General features: G+C 66.9%; 16 protein-coding genes. 10 read left to right on the top strand and 6 right to left on the bottom strand.

Annotated features, from left to right (window positions below):
• The first annotated feature begins 18 nt into the window (after positions 1-18).
• The 6 genes from crtI (at position 19) to BSF38_RS25750 (ending at position 7,683) form a co-directional block, all read left to right on the top strand.
• Complete coding sequence (crtI, locus tag BSF38_RS25775) at positions 19-1,581, top strand: phytoene desaturase family protein (RefSeq protein WP_076349927.1); 1,563 nt, start codon at positions 19-21, stop codon at positions 1,579-1,581.
• A 19-nt stretch (positions 1,582-1,600) separates the two neighbouring features.
• On the top strand, positions 1,601-3,181 hold the full coding sequence (locus BSF38_RS25770; RefSeq protein ID WP_076349926.1) for a phytoene desaturase family protein: 1,581 nt from the start codon (positions 1,601-1,603) through the stop codon (positions 3,179-3,181).
• Positions 3,178-3,993, top strand: coding sequence for a lysophospholipid acyltransferase family protein (locus BSF38_RS25765; protein ID WP_076349925.1), 816 nt, complete (start codon positions 3,178-3,180; stop codon positions 3,991-3,993). The genes BSF38_RS25770 and BSF38_RS25765 overlap by 4 nt, the downstream gene beginning before the upstream one ends.
• Positions 3,990-5,147 carry a glycosyltransferase family 2 protein gene (locus BSF38_RS25760; RefSeq protein WP_076349924.1) on the top strand — a complete coding sequence of 386 codons (1,158 nt, stop codon included), beginning with the start codon at positions 3,990-3,992 and terminating at the stop codon, positions 5,145-5,147. Before BSF38_RS25765 ends, BSF38_RS25760 begins: the two co-directional genes overlap by 4 nt.
• Before the next feature lie 1,247 nt (positions 5,148-6,394).
• Complete coding sequence (locus BSF38_RS25755; protein WP_076349923.1) at positions 6,395-7,462, top strand: CvpA family protein; 1,068 nt, start codon at positions 6,395-6,397, stop codon at positions 7,460-7,462.
• Positions 7,459-7,683, top strand: coding sequence for an RNA-binding S4 domain-containing protein (locus BSF38_RS25750; protein ID WP_076349922.1), 225 nt, complete (start codon positions 7,459-7,461; stop codon positions 7,681-7,683). Before BSF38_RS25755 ends, BSF38_RS25750 begins: the two co-directional genes overlap by 4 nt.
• A gap of 2 nt (positions 7,684-7,685) precedes the next feature.
• Here the strand turns inward: BSF38_RS25750 and BSF38_RS25745 are convergent, their stop codons facing one another.
• Positions 7,686-8,612 (bottom strand): NAD(P)H-binding protein, encoded by a 927-nt coding sequence (locus tag BSF38_RS25745; RefSeq protein WP_237170945.1) that lies wholly within the window; start codon positions 8,610-8,612, stop codon positions 7,686-7,688.
• 84 nt (positions 8,613-8,696) lie between these two features.
• Between BSF38_RS25745 and BSF38_RS25740 the strand changes: the two genes are divergently transcribed.
• The 4 genes from BSF38_RS25740 (at position 8,697) to BSF38_RS25725 (ending at position 11,780) form a co-directional block, all read left to right on the top strand.
• Entirely contained in the window at positions 8,697-9,311 is a 615-nt protein-coding gene (locus BSF38_RS25740) for a DUF1990 family protein (protein ID WP_210405648.1), read from the top strand.
• Positions 9,312-9,472: 161 nt separating this feature from the next.
• Positions 9,473-10,183, top strand: coding sequence for a dioxygenase family protein (locus BSF38_RS25735; protein ID WP_076349919.1), 711 nt, complete (start codon positions 9,473-9,475; stop codon positions 10,181-10,183).
• A gap of 69 nt (positions 10,184-10,252) precedes the next feature.
• Positions 10,253-10,825 (top strand): EF-hand domain-containing protein, encoded by a 573-nt coding sequence (locus BSF38_RS25730; RefSeq protein WP_237170610.1) that lies wholly within the window; start codon positions 10,253-10,255, stop codon positions 10,823-10,825.
• Positions 10,826-10,985: 160 nt separating this feature from the next.
• Positions 10,986-11,780 (top strand): hypothetical protein, encoded by a 795-nt coding sequence (locus BSF38_RS25725; protein WP_076349918.1) that lies wholly within the window; start codon positions 10,986-10,988, stop codon positions 11,778-11,780.
• On the opposite strand, the gene BSF38_RS25720 is transcribed toward BSF38_RS25725, so the two are convergent.
• The 5 genes from BSF38_RS25720 to BSF38_RS25700 form a co-directional block, all read right to left on the bottom strand.
• Complete coding sequence (locus tag BSF38_RS25720) at positions 11,685-13,610, bottom strand: CRTAC1 family protein (protein WP_076349917.1); 1,926 nt, start codon at positions 13,608-13,610, stop codon at positions 11,685-11,687. The genes BSF38_RS25725 and BSF38_RS25720 overlap by 96 nt on opposite strands.
• A gap of 56 nt (positions 13,611-13,666) precedes the next feature.
• A complete protein-coding gene (locus BSF38_RS25715; protein ID WP_145952327.1) occupies positions 13,667-13,888 on the bottom strand; it encodes a hypothetical protein in 222 nt (73 codons plus the stop codon).
• A 46-nt stretch (positions 13,889-13,934) separates the two neighbouring features.
• Complete coding sequence (locus BSF38_RS25710; RefSeq protein ID WP_076349915.1) at positions 13,935-15,083, bottom strand: DUF1559 family PulG-like putative transporter; 1,149 nt, start codon at positions 15,081-15,083, stop codon at positions 13,935-13,937.
• A 204-nt stretch (positions 15,084-15,287) separates the two neighbouring features.
• Complete coding sequence (locus BSF38_RS25705) at positions 15,288-17,633, bottom strand: CRTAC1 family protein (RefSeq protein WP_099092035.1); 2,346 nt, start codon at positions 17,631-17,633, stop codon at positions 15,288-15,290.
• Complete coding sequence (locus BSF38_RS25700; protein ID WP_076349913.1) at positions 17,630-18,895, bottom strand: tetratricopeptide repeat protein; 1,266 nt, start codon at positions 18,893-18,895, stop codon at positions 17,630-17,632. The genes BSF38_RS25705 and BSF38_RS25700 overlap by 4 nt, the downstream gene beginning before the upstream one ends.
• Positions 18,896-18,952 lie beyond the last annotated feature (57 nt).

The raw sequence follows: 18,952 nt of genomic DNA, 5'->3' as shown, positions 1-18,952 counted from the left end.
GAGAGGGGCGAGAGGACGATGCCAGCGCCAGCAGACAGCAAGCGAGTCGTCATCGTCGGGGCGGGGCCGGGGGGGCTGGCCGCGGCCATGCTGCTCGCGGCGGCCGGTTGCAAGGTGACGGTCTTGGAGCGGCAGCCTTACGTCGGCGGTCGCACGTCGACCTTCGAGGCTGACGGCTTCCGGTTCGACCTCGGGCCGACGTTCTTCCTTTACCCCCGCGTCCTGGAATCGATCTTCGCGGCGGTCGGTCGCGACCTCCACCAGGAAACGACGATGATCCGCCTCGACCCCCAGTACCACCTCGTCTTCGGCGCGGGGGGGGAGATCAAGGCGACTCCCGACGTCGAGCGGATGGAGCGGGAGATCGCAGCCTTCTCGCCACGCGACGCCCTCCAGCTTCGCCGGTTCCTCGACGACAACCGGGTGAAGATGAACGCGTTCCGCACCGTCCTCGAATCGCCCTTCCTGCGATGGCGCGACATGCTCTCGCCCCGGCTCGCGAAGATGTTGCCGATCCTCCGCCCATGGCTCTCGCTCGACGGCGAGCTGAAGCGCTATTTCGACGACCCCCGCGTCCGCCTCGCGATGACGTTCCAATCCAAGTATCTCGGCATGTCGCCGTTCAACTGCCCGAGCCTGTTCTCGATCCTCTCGTTCCTCGAATACGAGTACGGCGTCCACCATCCGGTGGGCGGCTGCGGCGCGGTCTCGCAGGCGATGGCCCGCGTCGCCGAGAGCCTGGGCGCGACGATCTCGCTGGACGACGAGGTCGAGGAAATCCTCTTCGAAGGCCGCAAGGCCGTCGGCGTTCGATCGCGGTCGGGCGTCCACCACGCCGACGCCCTCGTCATCAACGCCGACTTCGCCCGAGCCATGAAGCGGCTGGTGCCGAACCATCTTCGTCCGCGATGGTCCGACCGAAAGATCGCGCGCAAGCGGTTCTCGTGCTCCACCTACATGCTCTATCTCGGTATCGAGGGCCGGTACGACGACCTGGCGCATCACACGATCCACCTGGCCGACGACTACCTTGCCAACCTCGACGACATCGAGACGCGCCACGTCCTGTCGGACGATCCGTCGTTCTACGTTCAGAACGCCTGCGTCACCGACCCGTCGCTCGCGCCCCCGGGCAAGAGCACGCTCTACGTCCTCTTGCCGGTCACGCATCAGCATTCGAACGTCGATTGGGCCCGCGAGGCGCCTCGGTTCCGCAAGCTCGCGCTGCGGCAACTCGCCAAGATCGGCCTCGACGACGTGGCGGAGCGGATCGTCTTCGAGCGCCAGGTGACGCCCGCCGACTGGGACCAGCAGCATGAAATCCACCTGGGCGCCACGTTCAACCTGGCGCACAACCTGTCGCAGATGCTTTACCTGCGCCCTCGCAACCGCTTCGAGGGCCTCGAATCGGTCTACCTCGTCGGCGGCGGGACGCATCCGGGGAGCGGGTTGCCTGTCATCTACGAGTCGGCCCGGATCACCTCGCGGCTGATCGGCGAAGACCTCGGCGTGCCGGTCGTCGTCGACGGCGAGGTGTCGGATCGCCGCGCGACGGCCGCCGCACTGATCGGCGTCGCCTGATCTTTGTAAGGAGCCTGATATGAGCAAGTCGGAACGCATCGGGGTCGTCGGCGGCGGGCTGGGCGGGCTGGCCTCGGCCTGCACGCTGGCCGCGCGCGGGTACGACGTCGTCCTGTTCGAGAAGAACCCCTGGCTCGGCGGCAAGGCGGCCGTCCTGACCGAGGGCGGCTACCGGTTCGACATGGGGCCGACGATCCTGCTGATGCCCTCCGTCCTGGCGAAGATCTTCGCCGAGGCCGGGCGCGACCTCAAGGACGAGCTGGACCTGATCCCGCTCGACCCCCAGTGGCGGTCGTTCTTCGACGACGGCGCGACCCTCGACCTGCACGCCGACGTCGCCGCCATGGCCTCGACCCTCGACGCGTTCGCCCCCGGCGGCGCGGCGTCGGCGGGCTATCGCGGTTTCCTCGACCTCTCGGAGCGGCTCGACGACATCTCGCGACGCTATTACTTCTGGCGGTCGATCGGGTCGGTCCGCGATATGTTCGATCCCTCGGCCACCTTCAACCTCTCGACCCTCGGCGACCTCATTGCCATGCGGCCGTGGAGCACGATGGGCGCGACGATCCGGAGCTATGCGCGCGACCCGCGCGTCGCCCAGATGCTCGACCACTTCACGCAGTACGTCGGCTCGGCGCCGGACCTCTCGCCGACGGTCCTTTGCGGCATCGCGCGGATGCAGACCGGCGAGGGCGTCTGGTATCCGCGTGGCGGAACCCGCGCCGTTGCCGACGCTCTGGTTCGCCTGGCCGGCGACCTGGGCGTCGAGTTCGTCGTCGGCGCGTCGGTCGATTCGATTGCGACCGACGCGGAAGGCCGCGTCGAGGGCGTCGACCTCGACGACGGCCGGCGCATTCCGCTCGGGGCGGTGGTCTCGAACAGCGACTCGGTCCGGACCCATCGCGAACTGCTCGCCGGCCGCCCCGCCGCTTCGCGGTTCGAGCGCCGGCGACGCTACGAGCCGGCCTGCTCGGGCGTCGTGATGTACCTCGGCCTCGACCGCCGCTACGAGCAATTGCTCCACCATAACTTCGTCTTCTCACGCGATCCGCACGAGGAGTTCGACTTCATCTACCGCAAGGGCGAGCCGGCCCCCGACCCGACCTGCTACCTCTGCGCGCCGGCGGCCACCGACCCCGACGTCGCGCCCGAAGGGGGCGAGGCGCTTTACGTCCTGGTTCACACGCCCTATCTGCGGTCGCATCACGACTGGGATGCGCTCTATCCCGCGTACCGCCGGACCATCCTCGACAAACTCGCGAAGACCGCCGGGATGACGGACCTCGAAAGCCGGATCAAGGTCGAACGCCGGCTGACGCCTCAAGACATCCACGACCGTTACCGCGTGCTCGACGGCGCGATCTACGGCCTGGCCAGCCACGGTCGGCTCAACGGGGCGTTCAAACCGGCGAATCGCAGCCCGGACGTCCCGGGGCTTTATCTCGCCGGTGGCGCCGCGCACCCCGGACCCGGAATGCCGATGGTCCTGATGTCGGGCTGGATTGCGGCCGACGCCCTCGATCAAGACGGGGTCGTCGAACGCCGGGGCGGGGCGGTTTCCCTAGACGCCAACTCCTCCGCGCACACGGCCGTCTCATGACGTCGCGATCGCTCGACGCTCTGCCACGCCGATCGGCGCGACTCTTTCGCGGCTTCCGCAAGTACGCTCGACGCTACATCAGCAAGAACTTCCACGCGATGCGGATCGACGCGGGCGGAACCTTGCCGGACCTGCCCGACGGCCCTTTGATCGTCGCGATGAATCACCCCTCGTGGTGGGACCCGTTGACGGCGGTCGTGCTCTCCGGACTGATGCCGGATGCGCGGGCGCACTACGCCCCGATGGACGCGGGCGGGCTGGCGCAATATCGGTTCATGGAGTGGCTGGGGATCTTCGGGATCGAGCTGGGAACCACGCGCGGGAGCCTCGTCTTTCTCCGGAAGTGCAACGCCGTCCTCGCCAGGCCCGAGTCGGTGTTGTGGATCACCGCCCAGGGGCGGTTCGCCGACGTTCGCGACCGACCGACCCGCCTCAAGGTAGGGATTGGCCACCTGCTCCATCGCGCGTCGCGCGTCTCGGTCGTTCCGCTGGCGATTGAGTACCCGTTCTGGAACGATCGGCTCCCCGAGCTGCTCGTGCGGTTCGGTCCGCTCATAGACGTCGGCGATGGGGCGGCGGAATCGTCGGAAGGCTGGACCCGACGCATCGAATCGGCCCTCGAAGCCGTGCAGAATCACCTCGCCGAATCGGCTTGCCGTCGCGATCCCGAGGCCTTCAACGTCTTGATCGGCGGAACGGCGGGCGTCGGCGGCTTCTATGACGTCGGCCGCAGATTCCTGGCGGCGATTCGCGGCAAGCCGTTCATCGCCGACCACCAAGCCCACCAACCGACCGGCGAATCCCAACCATGACGCTCTTTCTCGCCATCTGCCTGGCTCTCGCCCTCTTGCCGGCGCTGATTTTCCTGGTCAATCTCGGCGCGTACCGGCCGCCTCCGCTCGGGGAGCCACCGGGGGCCGCCCTGCCCCTCTCGGTCTTGATCCCTGCGCGCGATGAGGAGCTTCTGATCGGCGATGCGGTCCGCGCCGTGCTGGCGAACCAGGGGATTGAATTCGAAGTGCTGGTCCTCGACGACCATTCGGGAGACGCGACGGCCGAGATCGTCGAAGCCATCGCGAGCCGGGACGACCGGGTTCGCCTGATCGCGGGGGCCGCGCTTCCGCCGGGCTGGTGCGGCAAGCAGTACGCCTGCTGGGCGCTGGCTCACGAGGCGCGTCATCCCGTATTGGTCTTCCTCGACGCCGACGTTCGGCTCGCGCCCGACGCGCTGGGGCGGATGTCGGCGTTTCTGGCGGCGAGCGGGGCCGATCTCGCCAGCGGGATTCCCCACCAGGAGACGTTGGGATTTCTGGAGAAGCTGCTGATTCCGCTGATCCACTTCGTCATGCTAGGCTTCATGCCGATCCCGAGCATGAGACGCACGCGGATGCCGTCGCTGTCGGCCGGCTGCGGCCAGCTTATCGTCGCCCGCCGCGATTCGTACTTCCGCGCCGGGGGACACGCGGCGATCCGCGCGTCGTGGCACGACGGCCTCCAGATGCCTCGACTGTTCCGCGCGGCCGGTCTGAGGAACGATCTCTTCGACGCCACCGACCTGGCCGAATGCCGGCTCTACCAGACCGCCCGCGACGTCTGGAACGGCCTCGCCAAGAACGCCGGCGAAGCCCTCGCGGCACCGCGCCTGATCGTGCCGATGACGACCATCTTGCTGGGCGGTCAGATTCTCCCGTTTCTGCTGATCGTTCCGGCCGTCGCCGGCTGGCCCCGACCATGGAGCGCGGTCGAGTGGAGCCTCCTGGCATGCGCCGTCTGCGCCGCCTGGCTGCCTCGATTCGCCGCCGTCGCTCGCTTCCGCCTACCGCTCGCCGGCGCGATCCTCCACCCCCTTGGCGTCTTCGTCCTCGTGGCCATCCAGTGGTACGCCCTGCTCCGCAACCTCCTCGGCCGCCCGACCGTCTGGAAAGGCCGGCCGCAGCCGATCGTCCATGATCGCGAGACGGTTTGACTCCGACTTCAATCCATCATGACGCTGTGAAGACAACCGGTCTCATGAAAATTGGGCTCGGAGTGGTCCGGGTCCGGATACGAGCCCGAAGCGGCAGCGAGTGAATTTCCGGTCGGCCATTCGAATCGATTCACTCGCTGCCGCTTCGGGCTGCTCTGGAAATTCCGGTCCGTGGTTTGCCGTAGGGACGCGCCTACCGGACCCGGTCGTGACGCCATGCGAAAAGCCCCCCATTTTCATGAGGCCGGGTGTCCCGAAGGCGTCATTGTGGTTCGTATTCGGGATTCGGGCCGATTCGGATGATCCCGCCGCTTTTGTCGATCGCTCGGATTGGAGCGAGGGAGAATTGTGATGAGGTTCACAAGGCTTCGAAGCGATCGGGAGTATGTTCCCAGATGGAGGACTCTCCGAACGGCAGGCGGTCTTTGATAATTCGACGTTGGAACAACCGTGCTGAGCAGCTGGTGGCACCAAGAATCGGCGCGAACGAACCCAACGCTCCAGCAGCCTGGAGCGACTCGCGACGCCAAGAATCGGCGCGAACGAACCCAACGCTCCAGCAGCCGACGATTCGCCGGCTTGGCCCGTCTCCTTCTATCCTATCGCGGCAACGATAGGAACAATCTCGCGAGCGACGACCGAACGAATCGCCATGCCGCCAGTTTGGGGCGCCCGACCTCATGAAAATGGAGTCGAGGATCACGGAACCTCTTGGGGTGCCACGGGTTCCGTACTCGGACCCCGTGTAGGCGAGGCTTGGTCCAGCACGGGGTCCGAGTACGGAACCCGTGGCACCCATGGAGCTTACGGCAGTCGCATTCCTGGGACGTCTGTTTCAGAGCAAGCCGAGTGGCCGCTTTTTCGCGTGATCGAAGCCAATTTGATTCTCAGTTCCAAATTGATTTGTGTAAAAGTGTTACGCTGAAATTCGAGGCGGCGGGTCGAGGTCGAACGAACCCAATCGCACGGGGCGGGCTCGTGGGAGCGCTCAGGCGGCGGGGGCCGTTGAGGAAGAGGCGGGCGAGGCTGTTTTTCGGCGCGAGCGAAGCCAATTCGGCCCGGCTGACGGCTTTATTCGGAGCGATTGAGTCGGCCGGGATCGGAGGGCTGCGGGTCGTTGGAAGTTCCCTTCACGGGATCGGATCGCTCCGTTACGATGCCGCGGCCTGTCCGGATGGAAGGAGATGGGACGCGTGCGCGAGTCGTGCGTCGAAGACCGAATGTACGCTCGGTATGGAGGATCAGGGATGACGATTTACGATGCGGCCATGGCGGTCGTCTTGATCGGCGGGATGATCCGAGGCGCGTGGCGCGGGATTACCTGGCAGCTTGCGAGCATCGGCTCACTCGTCCTGGGCTACCTGTTCGCCTACCCGATCTCGGCGCAGATCGCCCCCCTGCTGCCTGGCCCCGCCGAGACGACCCGGGCGCTCTCGATGGCCGTCGCTTACGCGGTCGTCTCCGGCGGTGTATTCTTCGCTGCATGGATGGTTCGAGGCACTATTCACAAGCTCAAATTCGACGCCTTCGACCGCCATCTCGGCATGATGCTTGGCGGCGTCGAGGGGGCGGGAGTCGGGATCTTGCTGACTCTGCTGATCGTCAGCGTCTCTCCCAACACCCGCGAGCCGATCTTCGCGAGCCCCAGCGGCCGGGTCGTCGGCAGCGTCATGAATACACTCGGGCCGGTCCTGCCCGGCGAGGTGCGGCGTATCCTGCAACCCTTTTGGAACGCGGCCGACGGTTCCAACGGCCAGTCCGTCGCGGACTCGGACGAGCCCGCCCCGGCCCCCGCTCCTGAGAGCCCAGCCTCAGCACCGGTCGTCGCCGCGTCCGTGGTTCAGCCGGTGAAGCCCGCATCGACGCGCGACGCCGCCGTCCGGCCCGTCGCCGGCCGTGGCGACGAGACGCCGGCGCTCGAAGCTCCCGCGCAACCTGCCCAGGCCGGTCCTCGGTCGGTGCTCGACTCCATCGTGGATCAAGGCAAGCAGGCGGTCGAGCAGGTCGTCGTCGAGTCGCTCGACACCGATCCCGATCAGAAGGCCTCCACCATTCGTCAGCTCGTCGACAAGGACAAGAAGCGAATCCAGAACGCCGTCTCCGATGTCGTGGGGGGCGTCAAGCAGAACCTGACCAAGCAGGCTCAGGGGCGAGCCGGACAGGTTCAAGGTCGCGTCAACCAGATCCAGGGGCAGGCCGTCAAGGCCCGGCAGAAGATCGAACAGAGGATCGGCGATACGATCGACAAGACAATCGATCAGCAGCTCGACAGGCTGGGCGGCCTGCAACCCGCCCCGGAGAAAAACCCTCGATGAGCGACACCGAAGAGTTCCGTGTGGAAGTCGGCGACCGACCCATCAACCTGTCCCAGGTGCTGAAGCTGGCGGGATGCGTCCTCAGCGGCGGCGAGGCCAAGAACCTCATCGCCGACGGGGCGATCCGGGTCAACGGCGAGGTCGAGCTGCGCAAGCGTCGGCAGATGGCCAAGGGCGACGTCGTCGTGATCGAGAACGGGCCGAAGATCCTGCTCGTCTGAATTCAACCCGACCGTCCGTTGGCCTGGGCGATCGCCCGGCGGATCGCCTCGGATACACCGACAGGCCGGATCGAGAAATCGTTCAGCGAGCTTCGGTCGCGAACGACCGTGGGGTTCTTGAGCCCCTCGACCAGATGCCTGCCGACTTCGAATCGCGAAGGAGTGACGAGGGCGAGCCAGAGCCCTGAGAACCAGGGCGAGAGGACGGGTACCGGGATCAAGACCCGATGCAGCCCCTTTTGTCGCGCATACTCACGGATCAGGTCGCTGTACTTCACCACGTCGGTCCCGCCGATCTCGTAAGTCCGGCTGCCCGTCTTCGGAAGATCTTTTGCTTTGAGGAGATACGACACGACGTCGGCTACGGCGATCGGCTGGGTCGGGGTAGAGAGCCAGCGTGGGCAGATCATCACCGGCAGTCGCTCGGTCAGGGTCTTGACCATGTCGTACGATAGGCTTCCTTCCCCCAGGATCGCCGACGCCCGAAACTCGATTGTCTCGACACCCGAATCTCGGAGGATCTCGCCGACCTCGTGACGGCTCCGAAGATGCGGGGAGAGGTGCGGATCGGAGTCGTCGCCCAGGCCGCCGAGATAGACGATCCGCGCGACCCCGGCCGCCTTTGCTGCGGCGGCGAAGTTGGTCGCGGCCCTACGGTCTTCGTTCTCAAAATCCTTCGAGCTCGACATCAGATGAACCAGGTAGTAGGCCGTTTCCACTCGCCGCAGGGCTTGATCCAGCGACCCGCGATCCAGGACGTCACCGGCGACCACCTCGGTCTCGGGCCCTACGATGGATCGCAGCTTGTCCGGATCGCGGGCGAGGCATCGAAGCGGCACTCGGGCATGCTCCAGCGCGGGGACGAGCCGTCCGCCTATGTAGCCGCTGGCTCCGGCCACGAAGATGAGGGGTCGCGTTTCGGAGATCATTGGGCACATAGTTGCGGGTCTCCCGGATAGCAAGGCGGGCCTCTCGAACTCCCTTCGATCCACACCGGCGAGCAGCACTCCCTCTTGAAAGCGGTCGCGATGAAAACCTTTCGCAAACCGTCTGCCGAACTGATCAAGAAGTTCCTGAAGCAGCAATCGAAGGGCGAATTCACCTATGCGCCGGTCGGCGCGACAGCCGGCGCGCTCCCATTGGGTTATCGGCTGAATCATACCCGAGTGAGGATCGGCCAGGGCGTAGAAGTGTTCGAGCGAGCGAAGGCCGCGCTGCGGCGCTGGGAACAGTTTCGCATCGGATGGGCTGAGGTGCAGCCCGCCGACGCGCCAATCGTCCCCGGAACGGTGGTCGCAATCGTCGCCCAACGGCTCGGCGTCTGGTGGCTGAACGCCTGCCGGGTGGTCTACGTCGTCGATGAAGCGGATCCCATCGGACGCTTCGGTTTTGCCTATGGGACGCTCCCTGATCATGTGGGGGCGGGCGAAGAGCGCTTCTTGATCGAGTGGGACCGCAACCGCGACGAGGTCTGGTACGACATTCTGGCTTACTCTCGCCCCCACGCGTTGCTCACCCTGGTTGGATACCCTTACATGCGATGGTCCCAACGACTTTTTGGCCGAAGGTCGGCGGCGGCCATGATCCGGGCCGTGAGCGAGCCAGTGGCGACGCCTTCGTCGCCCTGAGCAAGGCAAGTCCAAAATCCGTCCGCTCGTTCCGTATCCGTGTTTACAGACTGTTACGGGAGGACGAGGGCCGATGAGATTAGAATCGACGCCATCAAGACAAGGGGTTGGGTGAAACCGTAGATTCGTCTCATTCCGATGACCATCAGGAGACTCTTCCCATGCTTTCTCACGATCGTCATGCAAGCCGTCGGGCGTTTCTCGGAGCGTGCTCCGCGAGCGCGGCGTTCTTCACCACGCGGGGGTTGTTCGCCGAGGAACTGGCCCGCACGCCGTCGCGGACCGAGGGCCCGTTCTACCCGGACAAGCTGCCGCTCGACACCGACAACGACCTGATCATCATCAAGGACGGCATCACGCCGGCGGTCGGCGAAATCACCCACCTGACCGGCCGCGTCCTCGACGTGACCGGCAGCCCGGTCCGCGATGCGACGATCGAGATCTGGCAGTGCGACGCCAACGCGGTCTACCTCCACACCACCGACAGCGGTCAGAAGGTCGATCAGCAAGACAAGAACTTCCAGGGTTTCGGCCGGTTCACGACCGGATCGACGGGCGAGTACCGATTCCGCACCATCAAACCGGTCCCCTATCCGGGACGTCCCGCGCCTCATATCCACTTCAAGGTCAAGAAGGGGGATCGCACGCTCCTCACCTCCCAGATCAACATCGCCGGCCACCCGGGCAACGAGGTCGACGGCGTGGTGCGAGGCGGGATCGGCGTGTTCGACCGCGAGCTGCTGATGACCGACTTCAAGCCGATCCCGGGCTCGAAGATCGGCGAGCTGGTCGCCGAGTTCACGATCGTCCTGGGCCGCACGCCCGACGAACACGCTCTGCAATCGAGCCGAAAGCCCAACCTCGGATCGTGACGCCTCCACCCTGCCGAAACACCCCTTGAATCCAGGTGAACGATGAAGATGATAATTAGGTGTTTTTTGATGGGTATGGCGGCGTTCGCGGTCTCCGCCGCATCGGCCCAGGGGCCGGGCGCGACCCTCACGAAGGCGGCCGACGCCGAGAACCTCGTCAGGCGGATGATGGCCTTCGATAAGGACGGCGACGGCAAGCTGACCAGGGCCGAGATCGCCGACAAGCGGCTCGAACGCCTCTTCGATCGGGCCGACGCCGACAAGAACGGCCAGGTCACCAAGGACGAACTGACCGCCCTCGCGTCGAAGGAGCACTCGGACGAGCCCGATTTCGGCGGCCCCGGGGGACCTCCGGGAGGCCCCGGCGGTCCTCCTCCCGGCTTCATGATGGGCGGGTTTCCGCGACCCGGCGAGATCTTGCCGCAGATGCTCCGGCGCGACCTGAAGCTGTCTTCCGAGCAGACCCGCGAGCTGGAGAACCTTCAGAAGGAAGTCGACCAGTCGCTTGCCAAGATCCTGACCGACGCCCAGAAGCAGCAGCTCAAAGAGCTGAGTTCGCGAGGCCCTCGCGGGTTCGGCCCTCCGGGAGGCGGTCGGCGGGGACCCGGCGGCCCGGGGCGGCCTCCAGGCGGTCCCCGCTGAGAAGACCGGAAAGGCGTTTCGCGCGGGCCGGGGTCGAGGGGCTACACCCGCCTGGATCGTATCTTGTATCGTAGGGGGCGGGCCGACCGGGGACGCACGTTTCCGGCAGCCGGTCATCCGATCGTGCGCATCAACTCTCCTTGCGCGGGAGCCCTCTCCGATGCCGTCGACCGAACGCGAACGCGGCGCCGAATCACCCTCGTCAACCCTCGCTGTCGAGGAGGGCGTCGCGACGATCCGTCCCATCCGGATCTGGATACATGTGATGGCGTTGGGAGTCGTCGCGGGGGTCGTCGCCTGGCTCGCGGGCGAGGCTTGCCTCAACGTCGTCCAGCCCAGACGTCATGCGATCGTCGATCGGGGGATCACTCTGAACGTCTCCGATCGCCGAGGCGAGGCCAACGCGACCGCCGTCAATGCGGGGCTGGCGTTCATACTTCTTGGTGGGTCGCTGGGGGCGGCCCTGGGAGCGGCGGGGGGGCGGATTCGAGGCTCCAACCGGGGGGCCGGCTCGGCCGCGGCGGTCGGCCTGGGGGCGGGGGCGTTGGGCGCCGCCCTCGTTTCCCTGGCGATCCTTCCGGCGTATGACACTTATAGGCTCAGCCATCCGGACGAGGCTTCGCGCGACCTGATCCTTCCCCTGCTCGTCCATGTCGGGGTCTGGGCGACGGCCGGGGCCGCCGGCGGCCTGGCGCTGGGCGTCGGCCTGGGACTGGGCGATCGACGGGCGATCCTCAATGTCGTGCTGGGGGGGCTCATCGGCGCGGCGGTGGGCGCCACGGTTTTCGAGCTGGTCGGCGCGTTCGCGTTCCCCACGGCCGAGACCGCGCGGTACGTCTCCAGGACCGGGCCGACCCGCCTACTCGCCCGGCTTCTGGTCTGCGTCTGCGCCGCCGGAGGTGTCGCGGCGGCGGCCGTCGACGCGCTCGGGCGCCGGAGCGACGTCGCCGCCTGACTCCACCACCATGTAGCTCGCCCTGGGAGCGACGTTCCGGAGGATATCCACGATACCCGAAGGCCAATATATTGTGATGCGTTTGATGGTTTCCGCCGGTCCAAGCCCGACGAGCAGGCGCGGGTCGTTCGTCGACTGCATGCTGCATCCCCCCTTGCGGAGGCGGGTGACGACCTGGCCGCCGGCCTCGACCTCGACGCGGGCTCCGATCGCGTCGCGGTTGCTCCGGGTTCCGACCAGGGTCAGGCGGACCCACGCACCGTCGCTGGGGGTGTCGTTGCGGAGGATCGCCGGACGGCCGTCCATGTGGTTGACGACGATGTCGACGTCGCCGTCGTCGTCGATATCGCCGAAAGCAGCGCCCCTAGCGACGTGCCGGGCGACGAGGTACGGCCCGACGTCGCGGGTCGACAGCTCGAACCGCCGACCGCCGGCTTTCGAACCCGTCTCGGTCGGGACGTTGCGGAACAAGAGAGGAGGTTCGTCATAGGTCATCATCGGCGCGAGGTCTTTGCGGTTCGGGTCGATGTGGCCGTTGGCGACGAAGGCGTCGGGCCAGCCGTCGTTGTCGAAGTCGGCCAGGGCGCATCCCCAGCCGACCCACGGCTTGCTGGCGGCGGCCAGGCCCGCCACGGCCGACGCCTCGCGGAAGCTCACTGGCGCGCCGCCGAGGTTGCGGTAGAAGGCGATGTGCTCGTTCTGGAAGTTGGAGACGAACAGCTCGGGGAGGCCGTCGCCGTCGCAGTCCTCGGCGTCAACTCCCATGCTCGATTGAGCAAGGCCCGATTCGTTGAAGGCGGCGCCCGATACCTCGGTGGCGTCCTCGAACGTGCCGTCGCCCTGGTTGAGGTAGAGGAAGTTGGGGTTCAGGTCGTTGGCCACGTAGAGGTCGGTCCGGCCGTCGCCGTTGAGGTCGGCGGCCACGACTCCGAAGCCGTGGCCGTCGACCCTGCCCAAACCCGCCTGGTCGGTCACGTCGGTGAACTTCAGCCCGCCGTCGTTGCGGTAGAGGATGTGTTTGACCGTGCGGATCTCCGAGGGGGAGCAGAACAGCGGGACTCGGTCGTTGCCACAGCGGTGGGCGTCTTGCGGATAGACCCAGTCGCCGTAGTTCGCCACGTAGACGTCGAGGTCGCCGTCGCCGTCGTAGTCGATCATCGCCCCGCCCGACGACCAGTTCGGCGCATCGATCCCCGAAGCTCGGCCGACGTCCCGGAACGTGCCGTCGCCGTTGTTGACGAACAGGGCGTTCGACCCATAATTACACAGGAATACGTCGGGGTCGCCGTCGTTGTCGAGGTCGCCGGCGATGATCCCGTGGCAGAAGCCGGAGAAGCCCAGGCCCGACGCCTCAGTGACGTCCTCGAACCGACCACCGCCGAGGTTCCTGTACAGCCGGTTCGAGGACTTCGGCCCGGAACCCAAGGGCAGCGGCTGGCAGGTCGCGAAATAGAGATCCAGCCGACCGTCGCCGTCGTAGTCGAACATTCCCACGCCCGAGCCGAATGCGGTGGGATAGAGCTTGCGGTCGTCGACTCCCGAGACGTGGACGAAATCGACATGCGACGATTCGGTGATGTCCACGAACCGGAACGGGCTCGGTTGGTCGGACAGGTTGGACGAGGTGTCGGCCAGGGCGTAGAACGTCGACTGCCGGCCGATCGAGTAGTCGACGCGGTCGCGAATGTTGGGCGCGAACGGAGCCTGGGGCAGGCGCGTCGACGGCTGCTCGACGGCCGGCGCGTGGTCGCAACCGGCGGCCGGGAGCACGAGGCAGGCGGCCGCCAGAATCCACGTCGTCAAGGCGGTCGGACCGATCGGCCATGCCATGGAATGCGCTCTCGACGCGTCGTGGTGCCGTCCCGTCCGCTTCGCGGCCCGGCGTTTCAGCCCTTGGGGATGTTGGCCGGGCGCTTCTTGAGAAGCTCGCCGTGCTTGCCGATCATCTGTTTGTATTCCGGCTTGAAGCGGAGCCGCTGGTTCGGGCCCGCCTCTCCCAGTTCGGCCGGGGCCGACGACGAGGCCGGCGTCTGCGAGCCGCAGCCGGCCCCGAAGCCGAGGCACACCAGGACGATCAGCGCCGACCGCGCGCGATGACGATAGCTCAAGCTCAAGACCTGCTCCTTATCGATAGAGTCGGGCCGGGAGGTCCGGTCAATAGGCGTCAGCGCTCACGACCTCGCCGCCGTTGCGGCTGCCCAGCGCCCACCATGTCTGGAGGTTGATGCTGTCCTTGATGAACTTGACCGAGCCGTCGGCGAAGCCGATGTTCACTCCGCCCGGGTGGTTGCTGGTCGCCGTGACGGCCGCAGTGGTTCCGCCGTTCGCCCCGTCGGAGCTGAAGTTCCCCTGGGCGCCGAAGAAGCCGCTTTCAGCGCCCACGCAGGAATACTTGTTCGGGGTCATGAAGTGTGTATACGACGTGTTCGCCGTGACGTACCCCTGGCTGAAGAGCCAGGATGAGCCGAAGGCAGCGTCCGACGAAGGGGGCGTGCCGTTCGGAAGGCTCTGACACCCGGACATCAGGCTTTGGGCCAGAGTGAGGCCCAGCAGCCCCTGGTCCTGTGGGGGGGCGACGGAGCTGATCTGGAACAGCGACCGCTTCGCGAACGCCGACCCCGCGGTGGCCGCCGACTTCGTCGGATCGTCCAACCCGGTCCCGTAGCCCAGAAGGTGCTCGGAGAACAAGGCCGTATTGCTGGTGCCGTCGGTGACGGACGCCAGAGTGACCGGCCCCAGCTTCGGACTGCTCACAAAGATGTCGCCGCGCGCGGGCACGATCGTGCCGTTGCACGTCGCGATCATACCCGGTCCGCCGTAATTGCCCGCGTAGTTGGTCTGTCCCCACGTCCCCGTGAACGAGATCTCGTGGGTCAAACTTTCGGACGGGCACAGCAACGTCGCCAGGGCCAGCAACCCCGACGTCGAATTCGCCCGGCCGCCGAACGTGTTCGATGTCACGAAGCCGATCTCGAGCATCGGAAGGTTGAAGTTGATCGAGTTGTAGATCGGCGACTGCTCCAGGTTCGGCAGGATCGATGCGGCCCACGACGGCTCCCAGGCCCACTGGCTCGTATTCTGAACGGTCTGGCATGGATAGACGTTGTTCGACGACACATAGTTATGCGCGGCCAGGCCCAATTGCTTGATGTTGTTGATGCACTGCGCCCGCCTCGCCGCCTCGCGCGCCGCTTGAACCGCGGGCAGTAGAAGCGCGATCAGGACCGCGATGATCGCGATCACCACGAGCAATTCGATCAGTGTGAAGCCGCCACGTCTGCGCGCAGGGAGATTGTGGCACATGAGAGGCTTCCTTTTGCAAGCACGACCGGATGGAAGAATTGAATCAGTCCAGCGTGCTGATGCTAACCATGCTCAACATTCATTTCAAGAGATCACCTACGAAGAAACCTATCGATCGGGCGTTCTGAGAAAGAATTCAGATACGCATCGGGGAATTCCGCTGTGAGAATCGCTTCATATTTCCGGAGCGCGTTGAAGTCCACATCAACGAGAGCCGATCGGACCGGCGTCGAGGATGTGGAAGCCCTCGCGGCCCTCGGTGATCTCGACGGCGCAGTCGATCGGCGTGTTGTGGAAGGCCTGACGCGTCGAGCTGGTCAGCCAGGTCACCTCCAGCATCTTGATCGTTTCGGCGGCGCCGAGGCCGATGGTGCAGGTGAGCGGGTTGCCGCCGAAGCTCGATCCGGCCGTTATGCGGCGGTGGCGCGAGACGATCGCGCCGTCGGCGGACGGCAGGTCGACGCGGATCTTCGCCCCGAGCGCGGCGCGGTTGGTTTTGGTGCCGATCAGCTTGACGGTCAGCCAGTGGCGGCCGTGGCCGGGGTTTTGGAAGAGGACGTTGTGGGCTCGATCGCCGGGCGCGGCGCCGCCCGCCTCGACGAAGAGATCGAGGTCGCCGTCGCGGTCCCAGTCGGCGAAGGCCACGCCGTGGCCCTTCTGGAGGTGCCCCGTCCCTGTCGCCGCGGTGACGTCTTCAAACCGCCGTCCGCCGATGTTGCGAAACATCAGGTTGGGCATGAGATAGGAATACGATGGCCTGCCGGTTCCCAGGTAGACGTCGAGGAAGCCGTCGTTGTCGAGGTCGCCGAAATTCGAGCCCATCGGCAGGACGACGCGGTCGAGGCCGACCTCGGCCGTGACGTCGCGGAATCCCTCGGCCCCGCCGACGTTCCGATACAAGCGCGGGCGTTCGCCGGTCGTCGGCATGCCCAGTTGGTCCTTGATCACTTCGGTAAGGGTCGCGCGGTTGGGATTGACCCAGAGGTCGAGGCGGCCGTCATTGTCGAAGTCCCAGAACCAGCAGGCGAAGCTGTCGATCGGCTCGGCGACCCGCAGAGCCGAGGCCACGTCGAGGAACGTGCCGTCGCCGTTGTTGCGATACAGCCGGTTCGGCTGGCCCAGGTTCGAGACGTAGAGGTCGGGGAAACCGTCGTCGTCGTAGTCGCCCCATGCGACCCCTTTGCCGAACCGGTCGTTGGTCACGCCGGCCGCGACGGCCACGTTCTCGAACCCGCCGTCGCCCTTGTTGTGATAGAGCCGGCCTCGATTCCGAGGGTCGGGTCGGCCAGGGTCGAACTCGCCCGCGACGTACAGGTCGACCAGGCCGTCATTGTCGTAATCGGCCCAGCCGGCCGCCTGCGACGCGATAGGTTCGCCAAGCCCCGCCGCCAGCGTGACGTCTTCGAACACGCCCCGCTTGTTCCGCAGGAGCGACATCCGCCGGGGCGTCTCCCACCCGCCCCGAAGCATCAAGACATCGAGATCGGCGTTGTTGTCGTAATCGGCGTGGCAGGCGTTCAAGGACAGGACCTGATGGGCCAGGCCGGCGGAGTCGGAGACGTCTTCGAACGTGCCGTCCCCCTTGTTGCGAAGCAGCGAAGCCCCGCGCTCGGGGTCGGTCGTGGGCATGAAGACGTCGAGCCGGCCGTCGCCGTCGAAGTCGTCGACGAGACATGCACCGGCCATCGACGATCCCTGTGCGTTGAGGCCCACCCGTGACGCGATGTTGGGCATCCGCGCCAGGCCGTCGGTCGTCTCCACGAACCGTCCCAGGGGCAAGAGCAGGTCGCGGGGGACGGCGTCGGGGTATTCGCCCAGCGTCATGTAGGCGACGTTCAAGAGCCACTGGACTCCGAGGTCGTCGGGGCGCAGCTTCAGGTAACGTGTGAAATGCTCGATCGCCTCGCGCGAGCCTTCGACGCGGCGGTGGATCGCGGCGGCGGCGAGCGGGAAGATGCAGCTCGCCTCGTTGCAGCAGGAGACGCAGTTCTCGACCTCGCCGCGGCGAAGAGCCGCGACCCCGCGGAGCGCGTCGAGGTTCGCTCGTGCCAGGGGCGACGCCTTGGGGTCGTCGGTCTGCGCCCGGGCGAATTGCCGGCCCGCCTCGTCCCATTCGCCCTCGTACATCCAGATCGAGCCGAGCAGCATGCGGACCCTGGCCGCCGACGGATCGCCGGGCTTCAATTCGGCCAGCTTCGCCTCCAGGTACGCGACCCCGCGCCGGCCTCGGCCCATCACCGACTCGCGGACCTGCTGGAGCGATGACGGATCGGCGATCGGGCCGGAGAACCGGATCGCCGACGCGTAGCCACTGTCGTCGAAGGCGACGTCCGAGAACACCGGAGGGGCCGTGTCGACGGCCCTGGCTGCGCGAGCCTGGGGCGGTGCCGATGCTCGGGCCGGGCGAGCGGACATCCAGGCCCAGACGCGCCCGGGCAGCGTCGCCGGCGCCGGGTCGGTGAGGGCGACGGCCGCGCCCAGGCAGGTCGCGACCAGGACGATCCCGGCCAGGAGGAGCCTCAATGCGATTGATCCGAATGCGGCTTTCATCGTGCGGCCTCCGGCGTCACTTGCAGACGGTGGAAGTTGGCAAGGCCCGTCTCGCCCCGTCGCTCGTGATAATCGGCGAGCAGGCGGCTGGCCTCGGAATCGCCCGGCCGCTCATCGAGGATGCGGCCGGCCCACCGGGCGCCCTCGTCCTCGTGCGCATGGTCGAACATCCAGCGCGCGATCGCAAGTTGGCTGTCGCGGTCGTGAGGGTCGGCGACGAGCCGAGACCGCGCCGCGTTGAGGCTTTTGAGATCGTCACGCAAGCGGCCCGCCGCGGCCTGTTCCGCCCGGGCTTCCTCGGTCCTTCCCAGGCGAGCCAGGACGACGCCTCGGCTGTACCGCACGGGGACGTCGTTGGGGTCCAGGGCGGTCGCCCGGTCGAGGAGGGCCAGGGCGCCGGGCCAGTCGCCGCGACGCTGGGCGGCCTCGGCGAGTTCCTTGAGCGGTTCGGCGTTGCCGGGATTGAGTTCCGACGCCCGGGTCAGATGGCGGATCGCGGCCTCCTCGTCGCCCTGGTCCAACAGGCTACGGCCCGCGCCGAAGTGGGCCGAGGCGTCGTTGGGCTCGGCCGCGAGATAGGCGTCGTAAGCGGCGGCGGCTTCGATCGAACGGTGCGCCTGGCGGAGCGCGTCGGCCAGGCCGAGCCGGGCGCGCGCAAGCTTCGGGTCGCGGTCGAGCGCCTCCTGATAGTCGTGCAATACAGCGCCAGGGTCGCCGCCGTCGCGGGCGTGGGCCTCTGCTCGCCAGAGGTACGGCTTGGGATCGTCGGGGAAATCCCGCGCCCATCGATCGAGTACCGCCGTCGCCCGTCCCAGGTCGAAAGCCTCCAGGTAGACTTTCGCCAGCGCCTCGTCGACCTGCCGGTCGGGTCCGCGACCTTCGGCGAACTCCCGGTGCAGTGCGGGGACGGCCTCGGCGCCGCGGCCGGTCTTCGCGGCGATCAGCGCGCGGAGCAACGCCGGTCCCGGACCCGGAACGCCCCGCGCGATCGCCTTCTTGAGCGCTTCTCTCGCCTCGACGACCGCTCCTCGCGCGATCAAGATCCGGCCCTCAGTCACGAGGGCCTCGGGCTCGTCCGGCGCGGCGGCGGCCCATCGCGCGAGCGCGGCCGAAGCGTCCTCGTAACGACCCGCCGCGACCGCCGCCCGAGCCTCGCGCGCGGTCGCAGGCTCCCCTCGCCGCGCATGCCACGACCAACCCGCGACGGCCATGGCCGCCACGATCAGAATCGCCGCCCCGAAGTATGACCGGGTCGCGACCACCGCAGCCTCCCTCGCCTCGCACGCGAATCCCGCTGATTCTCAGGCGGCGTCGAGCAC

The organism is Paludisphaera borealis, assembly GCF_001956985.1.
GTDB lineage: Bacteria > Planctomycetota > Planctomycetia > Isosphaerales > Isosphaeraceae > Paludisphaera > Paludisphaera borealis.
Note: the sequence above shows the minus strand (reverse complement) of the source record. Positions and strands in the feature narration are given on the sequence as shown.

Coding starts and splice junctions, on each gene's coding strand:
- crtI (WP_076349927.1), top strand. CDS start 19: ATGCCAGCGCCAGCAGACAGCAAGCGAGTCGTCATCGTCGGGGCGGGG.
- BSF38_RS25770 (WP_076349926.1), top strand. CDS start 1,601: ATGAGCAAGTCGGAACGCATCGGGGTCGTCGGCGGCGGGCTGGGCGGG.
- BSF38_RS25765 (WP_076349925.1), top strand. CDS start 3,178: ATGACGTCGCGATCGCTCGACGCTCTGCCACGCCGATCGGCGCGACTC.
- BSF38_RS25760 (WP_076349924.1), top strand. CDS start 3,990: ATGACGCTCTTTCTCGCCATCTGCCTGGCTCTCGCCCTCTTGCCGGCG.
- BSF38_RS25755 (WP_076349923.1), top strand. CDS start 6,395: ATGACGATTTACGATGCGGCCATGGCGGTCGTCTTGATCGGCGGGATG.
- BSF38_RS25750 (WP_076349922.1), top strand. CDS start 7,459: ATGAGCGACACCGAAGAGTTCCGTGTGGAAGTCGGCGACCGACCCATC.
- BSF38_RS25745 (WP_237170945.1), bottom strand. CDS start 8,612: ATGATCTCCGAAACGCGACCCCTCATCTTCGTGGCCGGAGCCAGCGGC.
- BSF38_RS25735 (WP_076349919.1), top strand. CDS start 9,473: ATGCTTTCTCACGATCGTCATGCAAGCCGTCGGGCGTTTCTCGGAGCG.
- BSF38_RS25730 (WP_237170610.1), top strand. CDS start 10,253: ATGGGTATGGCGGCGTTCGCGGTCTCCGCCGCATCGGCCCAGGGGCCG.
- BSF38_RS25725 (WP_076349918.1), top strand. CDS start 10,986: ATGCCGTCGACCGAACGCGAACGCGGCGCCGAATCACCCTCGTCAACC.
- BSF38_RS25720 (WP_076349917.1), bottom strand. CDS start 13,610: ATGGCATGGCCGATCGGTCCGACCGCCTTGACGACGTGGATTCTGGCG.
- BSF38_RS25710 (WP_076349915.1), bottom strand. CDS start 15,083: ATGTGCCACAATCTCCCTGCGCGCAGACGTGGCGGCTTCACACTGATC.
- BSF38_RS25705 (WP_099092035.1), bottom strand. CDS start 17,633: ATGAAAGCCGCATTCGGATCAATCGCATTGAGGCTCCTCCTGGCCGGG.